This window comes from Clostridium sp., from assembly GCF_050717515.1.
Taxonomy (GTDB): Bacteria; Bacillota; Clostridia; order Clostridiales; family Clostridiaceae; genus Clostridium_AD.
The window spans coordinates 105926-128389 of sequence record NZ_JBOITL010000019.1; the positions used below are offsets into that span (position 1 = coordinate 105926).

General features: G+C 29.3%; 22 protein-coding genes and 1 other annotated feature (1 of these 23 running past the window's edge). Of the genes, 21 read left to right on the forward strand and 1 reads right to left on the reverse strand.

The features are described 5' to 3' along the window. The first annotated feature begins 43 nt into the window (after positions 1–43). The 16 genes from ACREV6_RS05535 to msrA all read left to right on the forward strand — a co-directional run bounded on the left by ACREV6_RS05535 (position 44) and on the right by msrA (position 15889). Positions 44–304, forward strand: a complete 261-nt coding sequence (locus ACREV6_RS05535) for a stage V sporulation protein S (protein ID WP_431577006.1) — start codon at positions 44–46, stop codon at positions 302–304. Between the two features lie 224 nt (positions 305–528). Then, a complete protein-coding gene (locus ACREV6_RS05540; protein WP_431577007.1) occupies positions 529–1719 on the forward strand; it encodes a pyridoxal phosphate-dependent aminotransferase in 1191 nt (396 codons plus the stop codon). A gap of 102 nt (positions 1720–1821) precedes the next feature. After that, positions 1822–2082, forward strand: coding sequence for an HPr family phosphocarrier protein (locus ACREV6_RS05545; RefSeq protein WP_431577008.1), 261 nt, complete (start codon positions 1822–1824; stop codon positions 2080–2082). A gap of 122 nt (positions 2083–2204) precedes the next feature. Next, positions 2205–3182: a tyrosine-type recombinase/integrase gene (locus ACREV6_RS05550; protein ID WP_431577009.1), complete on the forward strand. Its 978-nt coding sequence runs from the start codon at positions 2205–2207 to the stop codon at positions 3180–3182. 267 nt (positions 3183–3449) lie between these two features. Further along, complete coding sequence (locus ACREV6_RS05555; RefSeq protein ID WP_431577010.1) at positions 3450–4544, forward strand: WG repeat-containing protein; 1095 nt, start codon at positions 3450–3452, stop codon at positions 4542–4544. Positions 4545–4758: 214 nt separating this feature from the next. Next, a complete protein-coding gene (gene uvsE, locus ACREV6_RS05560; protein ID WP_431577011.1) occupies positions 4759–6003 on the forward strand; it encodes a UV DNA damage repair endonuclease UvsE in 1245 nt (414 codons plus the stop codon). A gap of 314 nt (positions 6004–6317) precedes the next feature. After that, positions 6318–7670, forward strand: a complete 1353-nt coding sequence (locus ACREV6_RS05565) for an MATE family efflux transporter (protein WP_431577012.1) — start codon at positions 6318–6320, stop codon at positions 7668–7670. A gap of 128 nt (positions 7671–7798) precedes the next feature. Beyond that, complete coding sequence (locus ACREV6_RS05570) at positions 7799–8434, forward strand: HutD/Ves family protein (protein ID WP_431577013.1); 636 nt, start codon at positions 7799–7801, stop codon at positions 8432–8434. Between the two features lie 38 nt (positions 8435–8472). Further along, positions 8473–9663 (forward strand): sensor histidine kinase, encoded by a 1191-nt coding sequence (locus ACREV6_RS05575; RefSeq protein ID WP_431577014.1) that lies wholly within the window; start codon positions 8473–8475, stop codon positions 9661–9663. Positions 9664–9677: 14 nt separating this feature from the next. Next, positions 9678–10334, forward strand: a complete 657-nt coding sequence (locus ACREV6_RS05580) for a response regulator transcription factor (RefSeq protein WP_431577015.1) — start codon at positions 9678–9680, stop codon at positions 10332–10334. Positions 10335–10499: 165 nt separating this feature from the next. Then, complete coding sequence (locus ACREV6_RS05585; RefSeq protein WP_431577016.1) at positions 10500–11438, forward strand: ABC transporter ATP-binding protein; 939 nt, start codon at positions 10500–10502, stop codon at positions 11436–11438. Between the two features lie 20 nt (positions 11439–11458). Beyond that, entirely contained in the window at positions 11459–12697 is a 1239-nt protein-coding gene (locus ACREV6_RS05590) for an ABC transporter permease (RefSeq protein ID WP_431577017.1), read from the forward strand. Positions 12698–12734: 37 nt separating this feature from the next. After that, on the forward strand, positions 12735–13910 hold the full coding sequence (locus ACREV6_RS05595) for an ABC transporter permease (protein WP_431577018.1): 1176 nt from the start codon (positions 12735–12737) through the stop codon (positions 13908–13910). A 110-nt stretch (positions 13911–14020) separates the two neighbouring features. After that, positions 14021–14788 carry an MJ1433 family protein gene (locus ACREV6_RS05600; RefSeq protein WP_431577019.1) on the forward strand — a complete coding sequence of 256 codons (768 nt, stop codon included), beginning with the start codon at positions 14021–14023 and terminating at the stop codon, positions 14786–14788. A gap of 166 nt (positions 14789–14954) precedes the next feature. Continuing rightward, a complete protein-coding gene (locus tag ACREV6_RS05605; protein WP_431577020.1) occupies positions 14955–15284 on the forward strand; it encodes a single-stranded DNA-binding protein in 330 nt (109 codons plus the stop codon). Positions 15285–15409: 125 nt separating this feature from the next. Next, a complete protein-coding gene (gene msrA, locus ACREV6_RS05610; RefSeq protein WP_431577021.1) occupies positions 15410–15889 on the forward strand; it encodes a peptide-methionine (S)-S-oxide reductase MsrA in 480 nt (159 codons plus the stop codon). A gap of 120 nt (positions 15890–16009) precedes the next feature. Here the strand turns inward: msrA and ACREV6_RS05615 are convergent, their stop codons facing one another. Then, a complete protein-coding gene (locus ACREV6_RS05615; RefSeq protein WP_431577022.1) occupies positions 16010–17110 on the reverse strand; it encodes an iron-containing alcohol dehydrogenase family protein in 1101 nt (366 codons plus the stop codon). Between the two features lie 223 nt (positions 17111–17333). Between ACREV6_RS05615 and ACREV6_RS05620 the strand changes: the two genes are divergently transcribed. The 5 genes from ACREV6_RS05620 (at position 17334) to ACREV6_RS05640 (ending at position 22348) form a co-directional block, all read left to right on the forward strand. Beyond that, positions 17334–18044, forward strand: a complete 711-nt coding sequence (locus ACREV6_RS05620) for a pseudouridine synthase (protein WP_431577023.1) — start codon at positions 17334–17336, stop codon at positions 18042–18044. A 215-nt stretch (positions 18045–18259) separates the two neighbouring features. Then, positions 18260–19138 (forward strand): MurR/RpiR family transcriptional regulator, encoded by an 879-nt coding sequence (locus tag ACREV6_RS05625; RefSeq protein ID WP_431577024.1) that lies wholly within the window; start codon positions 18260–18262, stop codon positions 19136–19138. Between the two features lie 191 nt (positions 19139–19329). After that, a complete protein-coding gene (gene gdhA / locus ACREV6_RS05630) occupies positions 19330–20682 on the forward strand; it encodes an NADP-specific glutamate dehydrogenase (RefSeq protein ID WP_431577025.1) in 1353 nt (450 codons plus the stop codon). 284 nt (positions 20683–20966) lie between these two features. Then, the gene (locus ACREV6_RS05635) at positions 20967–21107 is read left to right on the forward strand and encodes a hypothetical protein (RefSeq protein WP_431577026.1); all 141 of its coding nucleotides are present in this window, start codon (positions 20967–20969) and stop codon (positions 21105–21107) included. A gap of 392 nt (positions 21108–21499) precedes the next feature. After that, positions 21500–22348: a hypothetical protein gene (locus ACREV6_RS05640; RefSeq protein WP_431577027.1), complete on the forward strand. Its 849-nt coding sequence runs from the start codon at positions 21500–21502 to the stop codon at positions 22346–22348. A 69-nt stretch (positions 22349–22417) separates the two neighbouring features. Then, positions 22418–22464, forward strand: a binding site (T-box leader); it runs 213 nt beyond the window's last position.

Below are 22464 nucleotides of genomic sequence, written 5' to 3' on the forward strand. Positions count from 1 at the left end.
TAATACAAATATAGCAATTAAATGTACTAATAGGAGGTTTATTATGGAAGTATTAAAAGTTTCAGCAAAATCTAGCCCAAATTCAGTAGCAGGAGCCTTAGCGGGAGTACTAAGAGAAAAAGGAGCAGCAGAACTTCAAGCAATAGGTGCTGGTGCAATTAATCAAGCAGTTAAGGCTATTGCTATAGCAAGAGGCTTTGTTGCACCTAGTGGTGTTGATTTGGTTTGTATACCTGCATTTACAGATGTAATAATAGAAGGCGAAGAAAGAACTGCAATTAAATTAATAGTTCAACCTAGATAATAGATATACAAAGGGCTTGTGGTACAGGCTCTTTATTTTTTTAGAAATTTGCACACTATTTAGAGTGAATTTGAACTATTTACATTACAAAAGAAAAATGCTATATTAGTAGTATATGAATTATATCCTTCATTTTGCTTGTAAATGAAGGTAATAATTCAATTATCTAATTTAAATCAAATTCATGCAAAAATATACAAAAATATATGCGTTGGGGGTAAAAAATGATATTATCTAAAAAAGCTAAACAAATATCACCATCTTTGACATTGGATATAACTGCAAAGGCAAAAAAAATGAAGGCTGAAGGAATAGATGTCATAGGTTTTGGTGCTGGTGAACCTGATTTTAATACACCAAGAAATATTCAAGACGCTGCTATAAAAGCAATTGGAGAAGGCAAGACTAAATATACAGCTACATCAGGTATTGTTGAGTTAAAACAGGCAATAATTCAAAAATTAAAGAATGATAATAAATTAACTTATATACCATCTCAAATTATAGTTTCAACTGGCGCAAAACAATGTTTAGCTAATGTTTTTCAAACTATATTAAATCCAGGAGATGAAGTGTTAATTGGGGTTCCATATTGGGTAAGTTATCCCGAACTTGTTAAATTAGCAGATGGAGAACCTGTTTATGTACAAACAGAAGAAATACACAAATTTAAATTAACAATTGAAAACCTAAATAGAGCAGTAACTTCTAAAACTAAAGCAATAGTATTAAATAGTCCGAATAATCCTACAGGCACAGTATATTCAAAGGAAGAACTAATGCAAATTGCTGATTTTGCAAAAATGAAGGACTTATTTATAATATCAGATGAAATTTATGAAAAATTACTATATGGAGATAATGCTCATATTAGTATAGCAAGTCTTTCAGAGGATGCTTATAATAGAACTATTGTAATCAATGGTGTTTCTAAGTCTTACGCCATGACAGGTTGGAGGATAGGGTATGCTGCTGCTAGCACAGAAATAATAGCATTAATGTCTAACATTCAGAGCCATACTACTTCTAATCCTAATTCAATTGCTCAGTATGCATCAGTTGAAGCAATAAATGGTAAGCAAGATGATGTTAGTATTATGGTTGAACAATTTAAGCTAAGGCGAGATTATATGGTAGAAAGAATTAATAGTATCAATAATTTGTCTTGCATCAAACCTGAAGGTGCTTTCTACGTTATGGTAAATTTATGCGAATTATTAAATAAATCAATAGATGGAAAAATTATAAAAGACTCACTCCAATTTTCAGACCTTTTGCTTCAAAATGAAAAAGTTGCGGTTATACCAGGTGTTGCATTTGGAGCAGATAATTTTATTAGATTGTCCTATGCTACTTCAATGGAAAATATAAAAAATGGACTTGATAGAATAGAAAGGTTTGTTGAGAATATTTAAAATTGATTTACATACTTTTTAATGATATTATAATAGTATGAGTTAATAGTAAACTGTTATATCTTAGCTCATGCTATTATTAAAGTATTGAGGTGAAGTAAATTGGTAACAAAAGAAGTTATGGTTAGTAATTCAAAAGGATTGCATGCAAGACCAGCTACATTATTAGTAAGAAAAGCCGCTTCTTTCAAATCAGATATAGGTTTAGAATATATGGGTAAAAAAGCTAATATTAAAAGTTTGATAGGTATTTTATCTCTAGGAGTTGGTCCTAACAGCATTGTAAACGTTATAGCCAATGGTGATGATGAAAAATTAGCCTTAGAAGAAATAATAAACCTAATTAAATCATTAGAAGAGTAATTTACTAAAAAAATAACAAGCAAAGATGCCTTGTAGTCTATATACTTTAAAAAGCTGCTAACTTATTGTTTGCAGCTTTTTAAAATCTATAGAAATAAGGGGAATATTAAGGGAGAATATATATGATAAATAAGCTTACAGAATTCAATTACAATTCAGAAGTAAATTTAGATAGTAAACACTTTATATGGTATTTTCTAGAGATTAAATCCAGGAAAAGTACTTATACTTCTAAAAGCTATGAACGAGATATAAAAGATTTTTTTTGTGTTAATTCTATTTCTGATATTACTATAGAAGACATTAAAAAGGTATCTATATTACATACACAAAATTATATAATGAAATTAATGGATAAAAATATGTCTTCTGCTACTATAAATAGAAAAATATCATCATTAAGTGCTCTGTATAAATGGTTATTAAAATACCAGGATAATTCTACAGATATTCATATAATTAAATATAATCCTTTTGGAAATCTAAAAGAAGAAAAACCAGTTATAAATAACAAGGAAACTGAGTTTTTAACAAAAGACGAGTGTAGTGTTTTATTAAATAGTATAGATACAACTACTATATTAGGGCATAGAAATAAAACTATATTAGTACTTGCATTAACCACTGCACTAAGAAAATCTGAGATTATAAATATTAAAATAAAACATATTGTAACTTATACTGGTTATGATGTAGTTAAGGTAAGGAGAAAGGGTGGTAAGGAGGATATAGTAAAACTTCAAAAAAACGTTCTTGCTATGATTAATGAGTATATTCTGCTTACTAAAAGAAATAAATTATCTAGTGGTGAGGAGTATTTATTTATTGGTCACTCAACTAATGGAAAAAATAAAGAAAAATTAGATGCAAGCACATTAAATTACATGATAAAAAAAGTATGCAAAAATGCAGGAATAGAAAAAAACCTGCAAGTTCACTCTACAAGGCACACAGCTATTACGCTGGCAATTTTAGCCGGTGCTACCGTAGAAAAAGTTCGGGATTTTGCGGCACATAAAAATTTAGCTACTACTAATAGGTATATTCACTCTGTAGATAAGTTGAAAAACAATGCTGGAGATCTAATTGATGTATTTTAAACATAGTAGTAGATTTTAAAATTTAAATAAATCTTTAGCATCTTAATTCTCTAAAAAATAAAACCTAAGAAGGTTATTTTTTTAGGGAATTTTATTTTTTTTATTATTATAAAAAAAATAAATCAAAAGAGTTTCAACTTGCAAGAATATATTTACAAATTTTGTAAAATGTATTTACATAAACATGTAATGATGCTATTATATGTAATATATTACCAATTAGTTAGAGGTTGTTTTAATTATTTTAATTATAAGGAGATGTAATAGGTGAAAAAAGATAAAATAATACGACTAACAGCAATTACTATTTTAGTAACAGTCCTAATTATATTTTTTCCTTCAATAAGTAGAAAAGGTAAGGCAATGGTAAATGGAGATAATTATAATACTGGTGAGAAAAATAATATGGTAGCTGCTAATTATAAAGGGAAGTGGGGGTTTATTGATAAGGTTGGTCAGTGGGTTATTAAGCCAAAGTTTAGTGCAGTAGGAAAATTTTCAGAAGGATTAGCTTCTGCTGAATATGAAAACAAGTATGGGTATATAGACATAAAGGGGGAATGGTCTATAAAACCAAAGTTTGATAGTGCATATAATTTTTCAGAAGGATTAGCATTAGCAAGTCAAAATGGTAAATATGGTTATATAGATAAAAAAGGGGATATGGTTATAGAGCCTAAATTTAGTGAAACTTCACTTGGAAATTTTAAAGAAGGGGCTGCAGTAGTCTGTATTGATGGAAAATGGGGATGCATAGATAAAAGTGGTACATTTATAATTGAACCTGTATTTGATGATATCGGGAATTATTCTAGAAACTTCCAAATTGTGGAATTTTCCGAAGGGCTAATACCTGCTTGTTATAACTATAAATGGGGGTATTTAGATAAAAAAGGGAAGTTTATTATCGAACCACAGTTTGATGATGCGGAGGACTTTGTTGATGGGCTCGCTTTTGTAAAAGTAAAGAATAAATGGGGTCTTCTTGATAAAAATGGTATTTTTTTAGTACAACCTAAGTTTGAGGATGTATCAGATTTTTCAGATGGCTTAGCTGCAGTGAAAATTGAAAATAAGTGGGGAGTAATAAATAAAAAGGGTGAGTTTATAGTAGAATCTAAATTTGATGATAACCCTTATTCTACATTAAAGTACTCTGAAGGTTTAGTAGCAATAGAAAAAAATGATAAATGGGGTTATATGGACAGTAAGTTGCATTGGACCATTAATCCTACCTTTGAATCAGCTTCAGACTTTTCAGAAGGTGTAGCAGCGGTTAAAATGGATGATAAGTGGGGGTTCATAGATAAACAAGGCAAATTTGTCATAAAGCCTAAGTTTGAAAATGTATTTGATTTTTAATAATCAATTAAATAATAAGTGAATTATATATATTTGAAGTTTAATTTATATTGGTGTATAGTGATAAAAGGATTAAGAAAGTTATTTATGCTTTCTTAATCTTTTATTGCTTTTTAACGTCAATTATGTGATTAATATAGAAGAATAGCGTGGTAGAAGTAGTAGTAATGTACGTATAGTTTTTTATAATTATAAATAGGAACAGGAGGAAAACATGAAAATCGGATATGCATGTATACCGCTTACAATAGATGCAAGAACAAACAGAAGATTAACTATAAAAGATTTTTCGGAAAAGAAGCTTTTAGAGGTGTTAGAGCAAAATCTAATAGATTTGAGAGGAATATTAGAGAATAATGAGAAGTATAACATAAAGTTATTTAGAATAAGCTCGGATATAGTTCCACTAGGAAGCCATAGTATTAATGAAATTCCTTGGCATAAATATTTTCAAAATGAGTTAAATGAAATAGGGGAATATATAAAAAAATGTGGCATGAGGGTTTCTATGCATCCAGGTCAGTATACAGTTCTTAATGCAGAAAAAGAAGACATTGTAGAAAAAGCAATTAAAGATTTGGAATATCATGCTAGATTTCTTGATGCCTTAGGGGTAGACGGAGAGAATAAGATAATACTTCATATTGGCGGTGGTTATGGAGATAAGGCTTCCGCTATGAATAGGTTTATAGAAAATTTTAAAAGGTTATCACCATCAGTAAAGAATAGACTTGTAATTGAAAATGATGATAGAACATTCAATATTGTTGATTTACTTTTCGTAAGTGGTGAAATTAATATACCAGTGATATTTGATAACCTTCACCATGAGTGTAACCATGAAATAGATATGCCTATAAAAGAAATAATGAATAAGGTAGCTAAAACATGGAAAGAAGAAGATGGAAATCCCAAAGTCCATTATAGTCAACAAGATTTACATAAACATGTAGGGGCTCATTCAAATACTATAGTAGTTAAAAACTTTTTAGAATACTATGAACAAGTTAAAGAGTTTAATATTGATATTATGCTAGAAGTAAAAGATAAGGATGTTTCAGCTATAAAATGCAATCTTATAGTTAGTAATATGAATAAGAAATTAAAGCATGGAATTACAGAAAATCAATGGGCAAAATATAAATATCTGCTAATGGAAAGAAATTATAAATATTATAAAGAGTGCAGCCGCCTTGTAAAAGAAAATTGCAGTATTCAGGAATTCTATGAGTACACAGATGATGTAATGAATTTCGAGGTAGAGGATGGAAGTTTTATAAACACTTGCGAACATGTTTGGGGATATGTAAAAAATAGTGCTTCTGATAAAGAACAAATGCATTTTAAAAAAATTCTAATGGATTTGGAACATAAAGAAAAGGTTAAGATTTATTTGAAAAAATTATGTGATAAGTATAATGCTGAATATATGCTGAATTCATATTATTTTTACTATTAATCTTTCTAGAGATTTAAAAATGGTTGTTTTCAATTGATTAAAAATCATTTGAAGACAACCATTTTTGCTGTTGAATTTCTAAATAAAGTATAGGTAGATTATAGTTGTAAAATTATATAGAAATACATATTATATGTAAATTGATTTTAAAATGTAAAGTAATTAAAATTTATTTTTTTGAAATAAAAGGGAATTACATGTATTTATAGAATATAAATATGTAAAGTTACTTTTTAGGGGGCATTAAAATGGTTCATGCGGATAATCTAACCCTTCTTTTTATATAGTATAAGAAGAGGGGAGATATTAAAAAAATGAATAAAACAATTAGTAAAATAGATAGGAAACTATTAAGAAATATAAATCAAATGGCGTTACCCTTAGTTTTAAATTCAGTTACTGGTATGCTTATAGGATTAATTGATCAAGCAATGGTGGGCAGAATATCATCAATTGCTTTCGGAGCAGTTGGTTTAATTGGTTCTACATTTAATAGCATTGCAGGAATGCTAGGTATGATTGCAGTAGCATTTAATATATTAGGCGCTAAGAATAAAGGAGAAGGCAGTGAAGAAAATTTTAGATGTAAATTTATTATTGGAATATGTTTAAGCTTATTTATTGGCATCATATTTTCTTTAATGGTTTTATTTTTTAGCTTACCGGTACTTAAATTTGTATTTGGACTTAAAGGAGAAATTTTAAAGGAGGCAATGAACTATGGTAAATTATTTAGCCTTACAGTAGGACTAAATATGCTTTTATTTATGTTCTCATCTTACTTTAAGATTATAAATAAAACTAAATATTTATTTTACGGTAGTACAACTGCAACAATAAGCAATGTAGTTTTAAATTATATTTTAATATTTGGCAAGCTTGGGTTTAAACCTATGGGTGTAAAGGGAGCCGGTATTGCCTCGGTTTTAGCTTTAACAATAAATCTTTGTATTTATATAATTGTAATAAGAAAAAACTTAACGCTGAAATTCACTAGTGAAATTTGTAAAAAAAGAATAATACAGAACATAAAAACTTTGATTAAAGTATCCCTTCCACTTATGGGACAAGAAGTTTTCGAATCTACTTTAATAGTAGTATGTATTAATGCTATATTAACCCGTATTGGAGTTTTAGAGCTTTCAGTTTATACTTTACTATTTAGTTTAGTAAGCATTATACTAATGCCTATGTATTCTTACGCACAAACATCACTAACTATGGTGAGTGAATATCTAGGTAAAAGAGATTTAGAGAAAACAAAATCAATACCAAAACTTTGTTTGGGTCTTTCTTTGATGTTTTGTATAGCTATTGCTGTTATTTTTTTGTTTTCTAAAAACCATATGATTAGGATTATAACTGTTGATGTTAGATTAGTAGAGGCCTGTGGCATATATTTTGTTTATGCGATTTTATCAAATATTTTTGATGTACCTAATAACATTTATAAGTATAGTCTTCAAGGAATGGGAGATGGCGCATGGGTGTTTTTAAACTCCTCCACAATCAATATAATTGGTATAGTTTTAATATTTGTATTTAGCATAGTATTAAAACTTGAATTATATGGTGTTTATTTAGGGGTATTTATAAATTTATTTATCTTATCATTGTTCAATTATGTTAGATATAATACCATATTAAAAAAATCAAGAAAAAATTAATTTAATGAATATAGGAAATAGGATAAAGAAAGCTTGGAAAATCTTTATTCTATTTCTATTTAAAATAATTTGCCATATTAAAAGTTACTATTTATCTATTTGTAACATTATACAAGGAGGAGTTATAAATGTCATGCAATATTGAAGTAATTAAAAAAAATCAACATAAAACAAGTGAATGGTCTGGTGGTACAACAACTCAGCTTTATATTTATCCAGAAAATTCACAATATGATCAACGTAATTTTAAATGGAGGCTGAGTTCTGCAAAGGTCCAAGTAGAATCCTCTACATTTACTTCTTTACAAGGTATATCTAGGCTCATTATGGTTCTTGAGGGAGAACTACATCTTAAGCATAAAGATCATCACAATGCTACGTTAAAAGCATTACAGCAGGATAGCTTTAGTGGGGATTGGATAACAACAAGTTTTGGCAGAGTTACAGATTTTAATTTAATGTTGGCACAAGGTTACAAGGGGAAACTAGAAGCAATTTCTTTTAAAAGTGGAGATTTTAAAGATATGTTGTTATGCAATAATGTTAATGATGCGCAAAAGTGTTCTAAAATCACAGAAGCGTTCTATATAGTGAAAGGTGATGTAGAAATAAATATAGGAGCAAATGAAAAAATAGGTCTCAATAAAGGTGACTTAGCACTTGTAACTAGAACAGCGAAAGAAATTCCTTCAGAGTTTAAAATTCATAATAAAAGTCCAGAACAAGCTAATATTATAAAAGCTTCCATATTTTATTGTGAATAATTTGAAAAATAATAATTATAGAAATTGTAGGTGCTAAATTGAAAAAAAATAATTATCCATTTTTAGAATTAATTAAATATATAGTATATTTGCTAGTGGCAATTTCGGTTGTTATGACTGGAGAATATTCTATGAATATTATTACTAAATTCATTATTTGTATTATGTTATATATATTGAATACTCAGATAAGAATGTATTTTTTATATGCAAAAAAATATGCAGTAATAATTTCTCTTTTTATAGATTTAGTATTGATTTCTGTAATCTATTATAGTTTTGGTGGTTTTGTTTTTATATATTATTTCATTTCAGTTTTAGATGCTGCGTTGATGTTGCCTAAAGCATATGCATATGTAGTTATTTCAGTTTTGTATGCAGCAGTAATATTTCAAAGCGGTAAACCAATTTATGGTAAGATGCAGAATTATACCTTAATTAATGTGATTTTTAACACGGTGATTGTAGTTATATTTGGAGCCTTGGGAAGATATATTGAAGAAGAAAGAGAGAGAAAAAGTGAAGCGCAGGATTTATATGATAAGCTAAGAATATCGGAGGAAAATCTAAAAGATACCTTTGAGAAATTACAGCAGTATTCAAATACTGTAGAAGAGTTAACTATTTTAAGGGAGAGAAATAGAATATCTAGAGAAATCCATGATTCTGTTGGACATACTTTATCTACACTACTTATTCAGCTTCAAGCAATTCCTTATGTAATGAAAAATGACCAAAATGAAGGTGGAAAAATGGTAGATAATTTAGTACATTTCACTAAAAATGGCATAGAAAATGTTAGAAGGGCGGTAAAGGAGCTTAAACCAACGGATTTTGATAGTTATCAAGGTATTTTTGCCCTTCAGGAACTTACTTCAAATTTTGAAAAACTTAGTGGAGTTGTGGTAAGGTTCATTGTTTCTAGTGAAAAATGGGCATTGAGTGGAGATCAGAGCTTCACCTTATATAGAATAATTCAGGAGTCGCTTAATAACTCACTTAAGCATGGTAATGCATCTAGCGTTACTATATCACTTCAATTTTTAGAAGATAAGTTGTATTTACATATAAAGGATGATGGAAAAGGCTGTCTAAAGATTAAAAAAGGCTTTGGGTTAAATGGTATTGAGCAGAGAGTGAAAAGTCTTGGGGGAGAAGTGGATGTTCATGCTGAAAAAGGCTTTGAAATCAATATATCCATACCCAAAATTGAAAGTTTAATAAAATAATGGGGGGGAGTCCTTTGGAAAAAATTAATATAGCAATTGCAGATGATGAAGTGCTTATAAGAGAAGGATTAAATATTATATTAAGTGCTAATCCAGAAATAAATGTGGTAGGGATATGTGGTAACGGAGAAGAGGCACTAAAATTATGTAGAAGTGAAAAAATAGATGTAGTACTTATGGATATAAGAATGCCTTTCTGTGATGGAGTTATGGGAACCAAGCTTATAAAAAGTGAATATAAGGATATAAAAATTCTAATATTAACTACATTTAAAGATGATGAGTATATATATGATGCTATGAAGTATGGTGCAAGTGGCTATCTTTTAAAAGATACATCCTATGATATAATTATAGATGGTATTAAAAGTGTATATAGAGGCAATGTGGTTATGCACCCTGAGGTAGCAGCCAAAATGATAAACAATACCCAGTCTAGTTCTAAAAAAGATTTAAGTAATATTATGGAAAAATACAATTTAACTCCAAGACAAATAGAATTTATAATTGGAATTGGAACAGGGCTTACAAACAAAGAAATTGCCAAAAGTCTTTTTGTTACAGAGGGAACAGTAAAAAATCATATTACTGAAATACTCTCAAAGCTAGAGTTAAGAGACAGAACTCAAATAGCAATTTTTGCACTTAAAAATTCACTAGTGGATTTTTAAGGATATTGCCTCTTCCAAGATAATGATTTAATTTTATAACCATTACTTAAGAACATGACTTAAGTAATGGTTATTTTTTTATAGTCATTACTTAACTCAATGGATATAGATACTGGAAATTTATATAATATAAATATAAACAAATCATGTAAAGGGGTGTTGGAGATGTCAATAATTGAAATAAATAATGTTATAAAAAGATATGAGGACAAATTAGCTGTTGATAGTATAAATCTCAATATAGAAAAAGGAGAATTATTTGGACTGGTTGGACCTAATGGAGCTGGGAAATCTACTCTCATATCAATGATTTGCGGATTATTAAAGGCTGATGGAGGAGACATAAAGATTTTTGATAATTGCATAAATAAAAAGCCCGTACAAGCTAAAAGGCACATAGGATTTATCCCTCAGGAAGTGGCACTATATGAAAATTTAAATGCATATGACAATCTTGTTTTCTGGGGTAGCATGTATGGACTAAGGGGAAGTATACTAAAAAATAGGATTAAAGAAATCCTTGAAGCTACAGGACTTACTGAAAGATCAAGGGACAAAGTAAAAAAATATTCAGGTGGTATGAAAAGACGTCTTAATATTGCAGCGGCAGTAATGCATCATCCAGACATTATAATTATGGATGAACCAACAGTGGGAATTGACCCTCAATCAAGAAATCATATATTGGAGTTTACTAAAAACTTAAATCGTGAATATGGGACAACTGTTATATATACAAGTCATTATATGGAGGAAGTTGAGAGTCTATGTAACAGGATTGCAATATTAGACGAAGGCAAAGTAGTTGCTAGCGGTACTAAAGATGAAATAAAGAGAATGGTAACAAATGAAGAAAAGTTAGAACTTATTGTAGAAAATTTCAAGGAAGAAATCATATTAAAATTGAAGACGGTAGAAGGGGTTAAGAGAATAAATTATATTGAGCCGTTGCTAACTTTGACTGTTGAAAATTCGCAGAGGAATCTTCAAGACATTATTATGGTTCTTATGGCTTTTGCAGTAAGAATAAACAATATAAGTGTCAATTCACCAAACTTAGAAAGTGTATTTTTAAGTTTAACTGGAAAGAGCCTAAGAGATTAAAAAATGTGGAGGTGGAAAAATTGAAAACATTTAGGATATTTATAAAAGACATTAAGGTGTTTTTAGGAAATATAAAATTTTATATACTTATATATTTGATTATGCCTCTTTTACTAGGATCTCTTTATGGAATGCTTTATGAAAAACAACTTAACCCAGATAGGCATATTCCTACAGTAAATGTAGCATTGATAGACATGGACAAAAGCACGTATACAGCGACTTTGAAGGATATTTATAAATCAGATAATATGAAGCAGTATATAGACCTTAGTGAGACATCTGATATAGATGAAGTAAAAGCTAATCTTCAAAAAGGAAAGATTAAAACAGCCATAGTGATACCAAAGGGATTTTCGCAAAAGGTTCAAAAGGGTGAAGCTATTAATGTAAAAGTTTTAAAAGCGCCATCCTCTGGTGTTGAATCACAGATTGTTTTTGATATAGTAAATTCTTATGCTCAGGAACTTAATAATAATATAAATATATTTTCTGTAGTAGAGGGGAGTGTTAAGGAGAAATCTTCTATAGAAATGTTAAAAAAAGCAGTTATAAATAAGACAATCAGCTTAAATAGTGAAAATTTTATAAATACAGTTAATATAACTAAAGATAAAAAGCTTAGTGGAAAACAAATTTTTACAATCTCAATGCTAGCATTTATTAGTCTTTATATATCAGTAATAGGAGCACAAAATATGGTGAGAGAAAAAGAAGAAGGCACATTTGCAAGATTAAAATCTACTTCTTTAAGTATGAAAAGTTTGTACCTTGCTAAAATATGTTTTGTGTTTTTTATAACTCTAGTGGATATTATATTATACATTGGCGTTTCCAAAATAATTGGAATAAACCTTGGAGAGAGTTATATTAAGCTGATTTTAATTGGTATTTTACACGCCTTTACTATAACAGGTATTAGCGCTTTTATAATGAATTTATATAAAAATCAGCAAAATTTAAATGCAAGCTTTACAGCAGTAATTATGATATTTGCTTTGCTTGGTGGAAGTTTCTATCCCCTTCAAAATGCTGCCGAAATCATGAGGAAAATTGCTAAATTCACCCCGAATTATTGGATTCAGGATAGCTATAATAAAGTAATGCTTGGAGGAAGTATAAAAGATTTAATAGTAAATATTATAGTGCTTTTAGGTATTGGAATTTTTGGAATAGTTTTTGGTGCATATTTTATGAGAAAAAAACAAGGTAATAATCTAGTTAAAAAATTAAATAAGGGCCAAGAGGTTCAACTATAGTAAAAAAAATATTGATATGATTAAGGAGGCGGCAGGCATGCAAGTTATTCATATGGCATTTTTACATTTGAAAAGAATGTTAAAACAGAAAACACCCATATTTTCAATGATTTTAATCCCCGTTTTAGTAGTGGGTACAATTGCATATTTTACAAGAGATTCTAAGGGTTCATATTATGGGACTGTTGACATTTCAATAGTTAATAGTGATAAGGGAAGCTTAGGCAAGAAACTTATAGAAGAATTAAAAATAGATAAAAATTTCAAAATCAAAGAATTAGGGCTTGGAGAGGCTGAAATAAAAATAAAACAAAATAAGGCAGGAGTAGCTCTAGTTATACCTGAAAACTTTACGGAAAATTTAGAAAATGGTAACTTGAAAAAATTAGATGTATTGAAATTGTCAGATAGTAATATGGATATTACCATCTCCAAAAAGGTAAATAATTTTGTAGCTCAAAGGCTTCTTTCAAATAAAGTCATATCCACTATAAAACAGAATGATATTGTAGTAAATACAGGGTATGCAGAAATTACAAAAAAAGTAGATGCTTCATTAAGTAATAATCCAGTAAAAGTTCAACTAGAAGAGATTAAAAAGGATGGAACACGTACCTTATCAGGTTCATTATCTACCAGCCTTATAATTAATTTTCTTATGTTCTCAATGATATATATTGTCAGTGAAATGGTGGAACTTAGAAATAACAAAACCCTAAGAAGAAGTATATCAACACCTAATAAAAGTACTAGTATAATAGGCTCTGTGATTTTATCTATGCTATTTTTATGTTGGATTCAAATAGGACTTATGATAATAGTGACAAAATATATTTTTCATATATATTGGGGAAAATCAATGCTAGCAGTGTTTTTGATATTTACTATTTTTATAGTGCTTGTTTTGAGTCTTGGATTATTAATATCAAGGTATGCTAAAAACCAATCTGAGGCTGCGGGTATTGTTAATTTAATAGTAGTCCCAACATGTATTATTAGTGGAACCTTTTTACCATTGGAATTTCTTCCAGCAGTATTTAAAAAAATAGCTTATTTTACTCCACAAAATTGGGCATTATCTGCACTTGATGATGTGGCATTAAAAAATAGCGGTGTCATAGATATTCTTCCAAAGTTAGCAGTTTTAATTTTGTTTGCACTTGTGTTTTTCATAGCAGGATCAAGAGCATTAAAGGAAATGGTTGAAGTATAATCAATAGCTCCCACTATTTTTAGTGGGAGTATTATTATTTGTTTAAAATATTTGATAAATAATTGTAAATAAAGTATTATACATATATCCATATATATAGGGGGACAAACATGAAGAAATCGAATTGGCGTTTAAAACTTTCTGTATTATTGATACTTTCATCAGCATTATTATATTGTTTTCACTATTTTGCTTTTAGAGATGCACATCATATATTCTTATATCTTGTAGGTGATTTAGCTTTTATACCTATTGAGGTTTTATTTGTATCATTAGTTATAGATGGAGTTATTAAAATAAGAGAGAGAGAAGCCCTAATAGAAAAACTCAATTTAATAATAGGTGTATATTTTAATGAAGTAGGAACTACTATTTTGAAATACTGCACATCCATTGATCCAAAGGTTAATGAAATAGCAAATTCCCTTATAGTTGAGCCAAGTTGGGAAGAAAGAAATTTTAAAAAAGCATTAGAAAAGTGCAAAAATTATAATTATGAAATTGAATTTTGTAAAGTTGATTTAGAAAAAATGAATGAATTTCTATTAAGTAAAAAAGGATTTTTATTGAGATTATTAGAAAATCCGAATTTATTGGAACATGAAACCTTTACTCATTTGTTAACGGCAGTTTTTCATTTAGAAGATGAGTTATCTTCAAGGGATTTATCAAAACTAAGAGATGATGAAAAAGAACATTTAGAAATTGATATAAAAAGAGTATATGGAGCAAGCGTAAGCCAATGGGTTCTGTATATGAAGCATTTGAAAAATACTTTTCCATATTTATTTGTTACGGCAATGACTAATAATCCGTTTGATACGAGAACTAAAGAGGAGATTGAAAAAAATATTAAGGATACATATTATAAAAAATAAACTTTTGATAAAAAATATACTTTCGCTTTCTTAGATGTATTTTAAGAAAGCGAAAGTTTTTTATTGCCACAAAATAATAAATTTAAAAGCAAACATTTGTTTGTATAAAATCTATTTTTGTTGTCAATAATTTTAAAAAGTTATTAAACAAAAAAGGAGAGATATTATGAATAATGTATCATTAATAGGAAGAATAACAAGAGATTTGGAACTAAAAGATTTTAATGATGGCAAAGGGTTTTATACTAAATTTACATTGGCAATTGATAGAATACCTCGTAAGGACTCACAACCTGAAGCAGATTTTATAAATGTTTTAGTGTGGAATGCATTAGCTGAAACTATGTGCAAATATTTAGGGAAAGGAAGCCAAATTGGTCTAACCGGTAGACTTTGTAGCAGTAGTTACACAGATAAAGATGGTAATAAAAAATATAGTATGGAAGTTGTAGCTGAAGATTTTAAATTTTTAGATAAAAAGAAAGAGATAGTGTAATGCACGTAAAACTAGCGAGACAAAAATTCATTATTTCTAGATTGTTTTTTACAATTAGTTAGAAAATAAAATGCATTTGTAGTAATATATATATGTAGTAGTTTATATAATATGGAGGTGCGTTTATGAAGACTATTGTTGTAGCAGGAGGTTGTTTTTGGGGTGTAGAAGCTTATATGTCAAGAATAGATGGTATTATTGAAACTGTAGTTGGTTATGCTAATGGTTCAAAGAAAGACCCAACATATAATGAGGTTTGCCAAGGGAACACCGGGCATGCAGAGGCTTGTTTAATAAGTTATAATGAAGATATTGTCTCACTAGAGAAAATATTAGAAAAATTCTGGGGAATAATAGATCCTACAGCGTCTAATAGACAAGGACCTGATATAGGAACTCAATACAGAAGTGGCATTTATTATACTGATAAGAAGGATTTAGACATTATATTAAAAACAATGGATGAAGTCCAAAGTAGAAATAATAAGCCCATAGTAACAGAGATAGAACCTCTTTCTTGTTTTTATGATGCTGAAGATTCTCATCAAAAATATCTACAAAAGAATCCTGGAGGTTACTGTCACATTAATTTAGATGATGATTAAGCAAATATATATTTATTAGAAAAATAAAGCCATAAAAACAAGGAAGTGTAGAATCACACTTCCTTGTTTTTATAAGTTTTGGTGTATGAAAATATATGATAATTTAGGATGTAGCGTGAGCTATACTTTTAAGGAGTCATTATATATTTTTAGTATATCTTCTCTTTTTACGGGTGCAGGGTGATTTTTTAATTTATCATTGTTTAAAGCCATTTTTCCTGCATATAAGCACATTTCTTCATAACTTACAGTATTTACGTATCCAAGCATAGCATTTAAGAAATTACCAAGAACATCTAAATTTTCTAGGGTTAATAGATATAAAATTTTTCTAACCTTATTTTCATCCACGCAAAATTCTAAATATGATTTTAAAAGTAATCCATTTGCTTTCCCATGTGGTATATTATGAAAATATGTAAGAGCGTAGCCCATTCCGTGTGGAAGAGATGTTCCAGCTTGAGCTATTACCATACCAGCAATGGAAGACGCAAGCATTAACTTTTCTCTTACTATATAAGTAAAATCTTTTTCTTTTATCATATTTAAACATTCTCCAAATAATTTCAAGCCCTTTTCGGCTAGAGCATCACTTAATACATTTGCATTTGAAGACATATACCCTTCTATTAAATGGGATAGTGCATCTATGGAAGTATTAATAGTTATTGGGTCTGGCAGGAACATTAGATATTTTACATCTAGTAGGGCATATTCAGGAAATATTCTTTGACATATACCACGCTTTGTTTGCATCTCATTATCTGTAACTATAGAATAAGGAGTTGTTTCACTTCCGGTTCCAGCTGTAGTTGGCAGGGCAATTACCGGTATAGATTTTAAATGTGGACTATCAAACAAATTATATCTTGTAGCCTTTGGATTATTTATTAACACACCGGCTGCTTTTGAGGCATCAATGGGAGAGCCTCCTCCAATGCCGATAATAAAATTGGATTTTTGCGCCCGTCCAAGTTCTGCAATATTCTCTACGGTTTCTAAAGAGGGATTTTCTTCTACACTATTAAAAATATCATATAAAATTCCTTCCGACCTAAGTGCAGTTGTAACATCTTTTAATGAACCATTTATTATTGAAGAATTTTTACCCGTTACAATTAAAGCTTTTTTTCCATAATTATTAAATAAGTTGCTATTTTTTAATACTACATCTTCGCCTAGTAATATTTTTGTGGGCATGTAGTAATTCATAAACTCCATAATATACCTCCTTTATTCTATTTGTAGAATATTACATTATGTATATATTATATCATTAGGCAAGTTAAAAGAAAGGGGAGTAAATATATTACAAAATTTTACTTTGAAGGTGGTAATTAAATGAAAAAAGATTTCGACAATTGATTTTTTACTAATATACTTATATACTTCTTTATGAAGACTTATTTATATAGCAATTAAAATAATATTAGGAAGTGGTATAGTGGAAGAACGTTTGCAAAAATTCATGGCTAGATGTGGGGTTGCTTCAAGAAGGAAATGCGAGGAAATAATTACAGGTGGTAGAGTAAAGGTAAATGATTTTGTAGTTACAGAACTTGGACAAAAAGTTGACCCAGAGCAAGATACTGTATATGTGGATAATAAAATTATCAATATAGAAGAAAATAAGGTTTACATCGCATTAAATAAACCTGAAGGAATAGTATCTACTGTAAAAGATGAAAAAGATAGAAAAACAATTTTAGATTTAGTGAAGACAAAAGAAAGGATATACCCTATAGGGCGTTTAGATTATGATACATCTGGTTTAATTATATTAACTAATGATGGGGATATCTATAATAGGGTGATTCATCCAAGACAAGCAATTAATAAAGTTTATATAGCTTTATTAGAAGGCTGTGCAACAGAGGAAGAAATAGATAAGTTCTGTAATGGTATAGATATTGACGGATATATTACAGCAGGAGCAAATTTTGAAATGAATAAGAGAATTGGCTTTAACAGCAAGGTTACAATTACTATTCATGAAGGAAAGAATCGCCAAATTAGAAAAATGTGTGATGCCATAGATCATCCAGTTATTGCATTAAAAAGAGTTTCAGTTGGTGAGATTAAACTGGGGAATATGGAAAAAGGTGAATGGAGAAACTTAACTGAAGAAGAAATAAGATATTTGAAGAATTTATAATTTTTAAATGTCATTAGTGTTTTGAAGAAATACAGGTAATATGAAGGATATTTTAGCTGTTTAAAATAAAAAACAGCTGAAATATTATAAAAATGAATAATTTATTGAAACTATGTTCAATAAATGGTAAAATGAAATAAAAATTTCATTTATTTATATAATGAAATTTTTATTTCATTTAATTGAAGTTAACATAGAAAGGGTTGGGGGTTATTATGGAAAACAGTAAACAGGATTTAATGAGGTCTATTCAAGTAAAATTTCCGCGTTTAAGCAAAGGACAAAAATTAATAGCGGAATACATTTTAAAGCATTATGATAAGGCTGCTTTTATGACGGCTGCGAAATTAGGATCTAGTGTAGGGGTAAGTGAATCTACAGTTGTAAGATTTGCTAATGAGTTAGGTTTTAGTGGGTATCCAAAACTACAAAAATCTCTTCAAGAATTAATTAAAAATAAATTAACTACTGTGCAAAGAATTGAATTATCTAATGATTTTATTACGCAAGAAAATGCATTGAAAGGTGTATTAAAAGCTGATATGGAGAATATCCGTGCCACTCTTGAAAAGATTAATCATAAAACTTTTGAGGATGTAGTAAATTCACTATTTAAAGCTAAAAAAATATATATAATTGGACTTAGAAGTTCCTCAGCACTGGCAGAGTTTTTAGGCTTTTATTTAAATCTAATTTTAGATAATGTTAAGGTTGTTGCCTATGGTGTTAGCGATATATTTGAACAAATAATTAATGTTTCTGAAGAAGATGTACTAATTGGAATAGGATTTCCAAGATATGCTACAAGAACAATTGAAGCTTTAGCTTTTGCTAAAAGTAGAAATGCTGATGTTGTAGCAATTACAGATAGTTTATTATCTCCACTTGCGGCTAAAGCTGACTACACATTAATTGCCCAAAGTAATATGGCTTCCTTTGTTGATTCTTTAGTAGCACCTCTTAGTGTAATAAATGCATTAATTATTGCTGTTGGACTTCGAGAAAAAGAAAAAATTTCTAGAACATTTTCTACTTTGGAAAGTATATGGGAAGAATATCAAGTTTATTCATATAAAGACAAAAATGAAAGATAATTTATCTAGAATATTCCTTTAGAATAAGTATATGTAAATGTTTACTCAATTTTTAAAAATAATATATATTTTTTTAGAAATAAAGAAGGAATAATGAAAACGATATAGAATATACTAATTATAAAGCAATTTAGTATGCATATAAAATGCTAAATTGAATTTAAACATTCATTTTTAGGAGGGATTAAGTTATGGAGACAAAAGCTTATATTCAACAGGTAATAGACAATGTTAAAAAGAGAAATTCTAATGAACCTGAATTTATACAAACAGTAGAAGAGGTATTAGGATCTTTAGGGCCAGTTTTAGAAAAACACCCAGAGTACATTGTAGCAAACCTTTTAGAAAGATTCTGTGAACCAGAAAGACAAATTATGTTTAGAGTGCCATGGATTGATGATGCAGGTGTTAATCAGGTTAATCGTGGTTTTAGAGTACAATTTAATGGATGCATAGGACCTTTTAAAGGTGGTTTAAGATTTCATCCATCAGTTTATATAGGGATAATTAAATTCCTAGGTTTTGAACAAATATTAAAGAATTCATTAACTGGACTTCCAATAGGTGGAGGTAAAGGCGGTTCTGATTTTGATCCAAAAGGAAAATCAGATAATGAGATAATGAGATTCTGCCAAAGCTTTATGACTGAGCTTTATAGACACATAGGACCAGATGTGGACGTTCCAGCTGGAGATATTGGTGTTGGCGGACGTGAAATTGGTTACTTATTTGGACAATACAGAAGAATTAAAGGGAATTTCGAAAATGGAGTTCTTACAGGAAAAGGTTTATCATATGGTGGAAGTTTAGGAAGACCAAGCGCTACAGGCTTCGGTATAGCTTATTTCTGTGAAGAAATGCTTAAACATGAAGGAACAGATTTCAAAGGCAAAACAGTAGCTACTTCAGGTTTTGGAAATGTTGCTTGGGGTCTTTGTAAAAAAGTTGAACAATTAGGTGGTAAAGTAGTAACACTTTCTGGACCAGACGGATACATATATGACCCAGCTGGAGTACTTGGCGAAAAAGTAGATTACATGGTTGAAATGTTACGTGAAAACAAAGGCGCAAGAGTTAAAGATTATGCTGACAAGTATGGTTGTGAATTCTTCGCTGGAGAAAAACCATGGGGTGTAAAAGTTGATATAGTAATACCATGTGCAACGCAAAACGATATTCATATTCAGCACGCTAAACAAATAGTTGCAAATGGAATAACAATGGTTTGTGAAGGTGCTAATATGCCATGTACTAACGAAGCAGTTGATTACTTCTTAGAAATGGGAGTTAAAGTAGGACCATCTAAGGCTGCAAATGCAGGTGGAGTTGCTACATCAGCACTTGAAATGAGTCAAAATAGTATGAGATTATCATGGACTGATGAAGAAGTTGATGCAAAATTACATGCAATAATGTTAAACATATACAAAAATTGTAGAGATTCTGCTGAAGAATTTGGATTTGGTTATAACCTAGTTAAAGGAGCTAACATTGCTGGATTTGTAAGAGTTGCAGAAGCAATGCACGCACAAGGAAGTTATTAATTAATAAATTAATAAGTAATCGTTTTAAGAGAATCCCTTTAATGGGATTCTCTTTTTAATTTCAAAACTTATATCAGAAACATGATTTTTAAAACTTTATAGTAAAGAGCATTATTTGGTATAAAAATTAAATTGTAAACTAAATGTATACCTAGGATTGAGCCAGTATATTTAGTAATATAGCATTATAATTAGAAGGGAACTAGTATTGTACTTTTGCTAAAGTAGGGTTTAATGTTAGGCACAGCGAGATACTGGATATCAGATTATATAAGGAGCAAACAATGAAAAATTTAAAAAATCTCAATAAAAAAAGAATAGATATTGATGAGTTGCAAGAATATCTTAATATAAGTCATTATATGGATCTAGTAAGTGTAGTAGTTAAAGGAAGAAGAATTAATATCAAAGGAAAACACATTTAATATAATTCGTGATACCATAGCAGATATAAATAAAACTATAGAAAAAACAAACAAAATAATAAGAACGAAGGAAAGTGAATTACAAAAACTAAAAAGGGAAATAGAAGATTTTAATTCACTTTCAAAAAGTTATGAAAGATATACTTTTGATAAGAAAAAGCTAGATGATCTTTCTGAAAATATAACGCATTCAAGGGCTTAACAAATATAGCGGAGAGCTTAGGCGTGATTATAGACAGTCATTAGATGAAGAAGCAAAGAAAAGTCTTGCGCTCAGTAATGAAATAAATAGAGTATCAAGAAAACCATTATTTTTAAATGATGATTTTTTTAAAAAGTCCTTAGAAACTATTGAAAGAAGTATAGATAAGCCAAATATTGTAATAGAAAACTTGAACATAACACTAGATGCCCACAAGGCATTAATGGAAAAACTTCAAGCAGATATTGATTTAATAACTAGAGAAAAAGATAATGTAGCTCAAAGTATTTACGAATATGTGCTAGAAGTGCATGCAAATATGGGTAAAATTGACAATAACTCTTCAATAAAAATAAGAGATAAATATGTAAAGATGCTAAGTATAAAATTGCCAGAGTGGGAACCTAACAGTGAGCTTTATAGATTAAGAGTTAATGACTTTTTAGAAGCTCTCACTATAAAAGCGCTTGCAAGACTTCAAAGCAATGAAAATATAGAAGACTTAATATCTAAGAGTATTAATACCCGTGATCTTTACAATGAAGTTGTATCTATAAGCAATATAGAGGTTAAACTGTATAAAATAGAAGAGGATAGACAAATTCAATTAGGTTGGAATGAAATCGCACTAAACTTAGGGGGAGAAGGCTTCCTTTCAGCCTTTGTAATATTATCAAGTCTTTTATCCTACATGAGACGCGATGAAACAGATATATTTGCAAGCAATGAAGATGGAAAAGTTCTCATAATGGTTAACCCATTTGCTCAAACTAATGCAGAACACTTATTAAAACCTCTTATGGATATAGCTAAGAAAAGTAACACGCAGCTTATTTGTTTGTCGGGACTCGGCGGGGAATCTGTATTAAATAGGTTTGACAATATATATGTGCTGGATTTAGTACCATCAAAGCTTAAAAGTGGGTTAAAGTATTTAAAATCAGAGCATATAAAAGGGGAAGAATATATAGAAACTATAGTTGCTTCAAGATTTAAATTAGAAGAAGAAGTAGCTGTTGATCAAATGGAACTTTTTTAAAGTTCATATATGAAATTCCTTATTGACAATAGTAATAGCAACCAATATAATGTAACAAATGGAAAATTTATAAATACTATGAAGAGAAGAGTAAGTTTGGGAAAAAGTTATAGCGA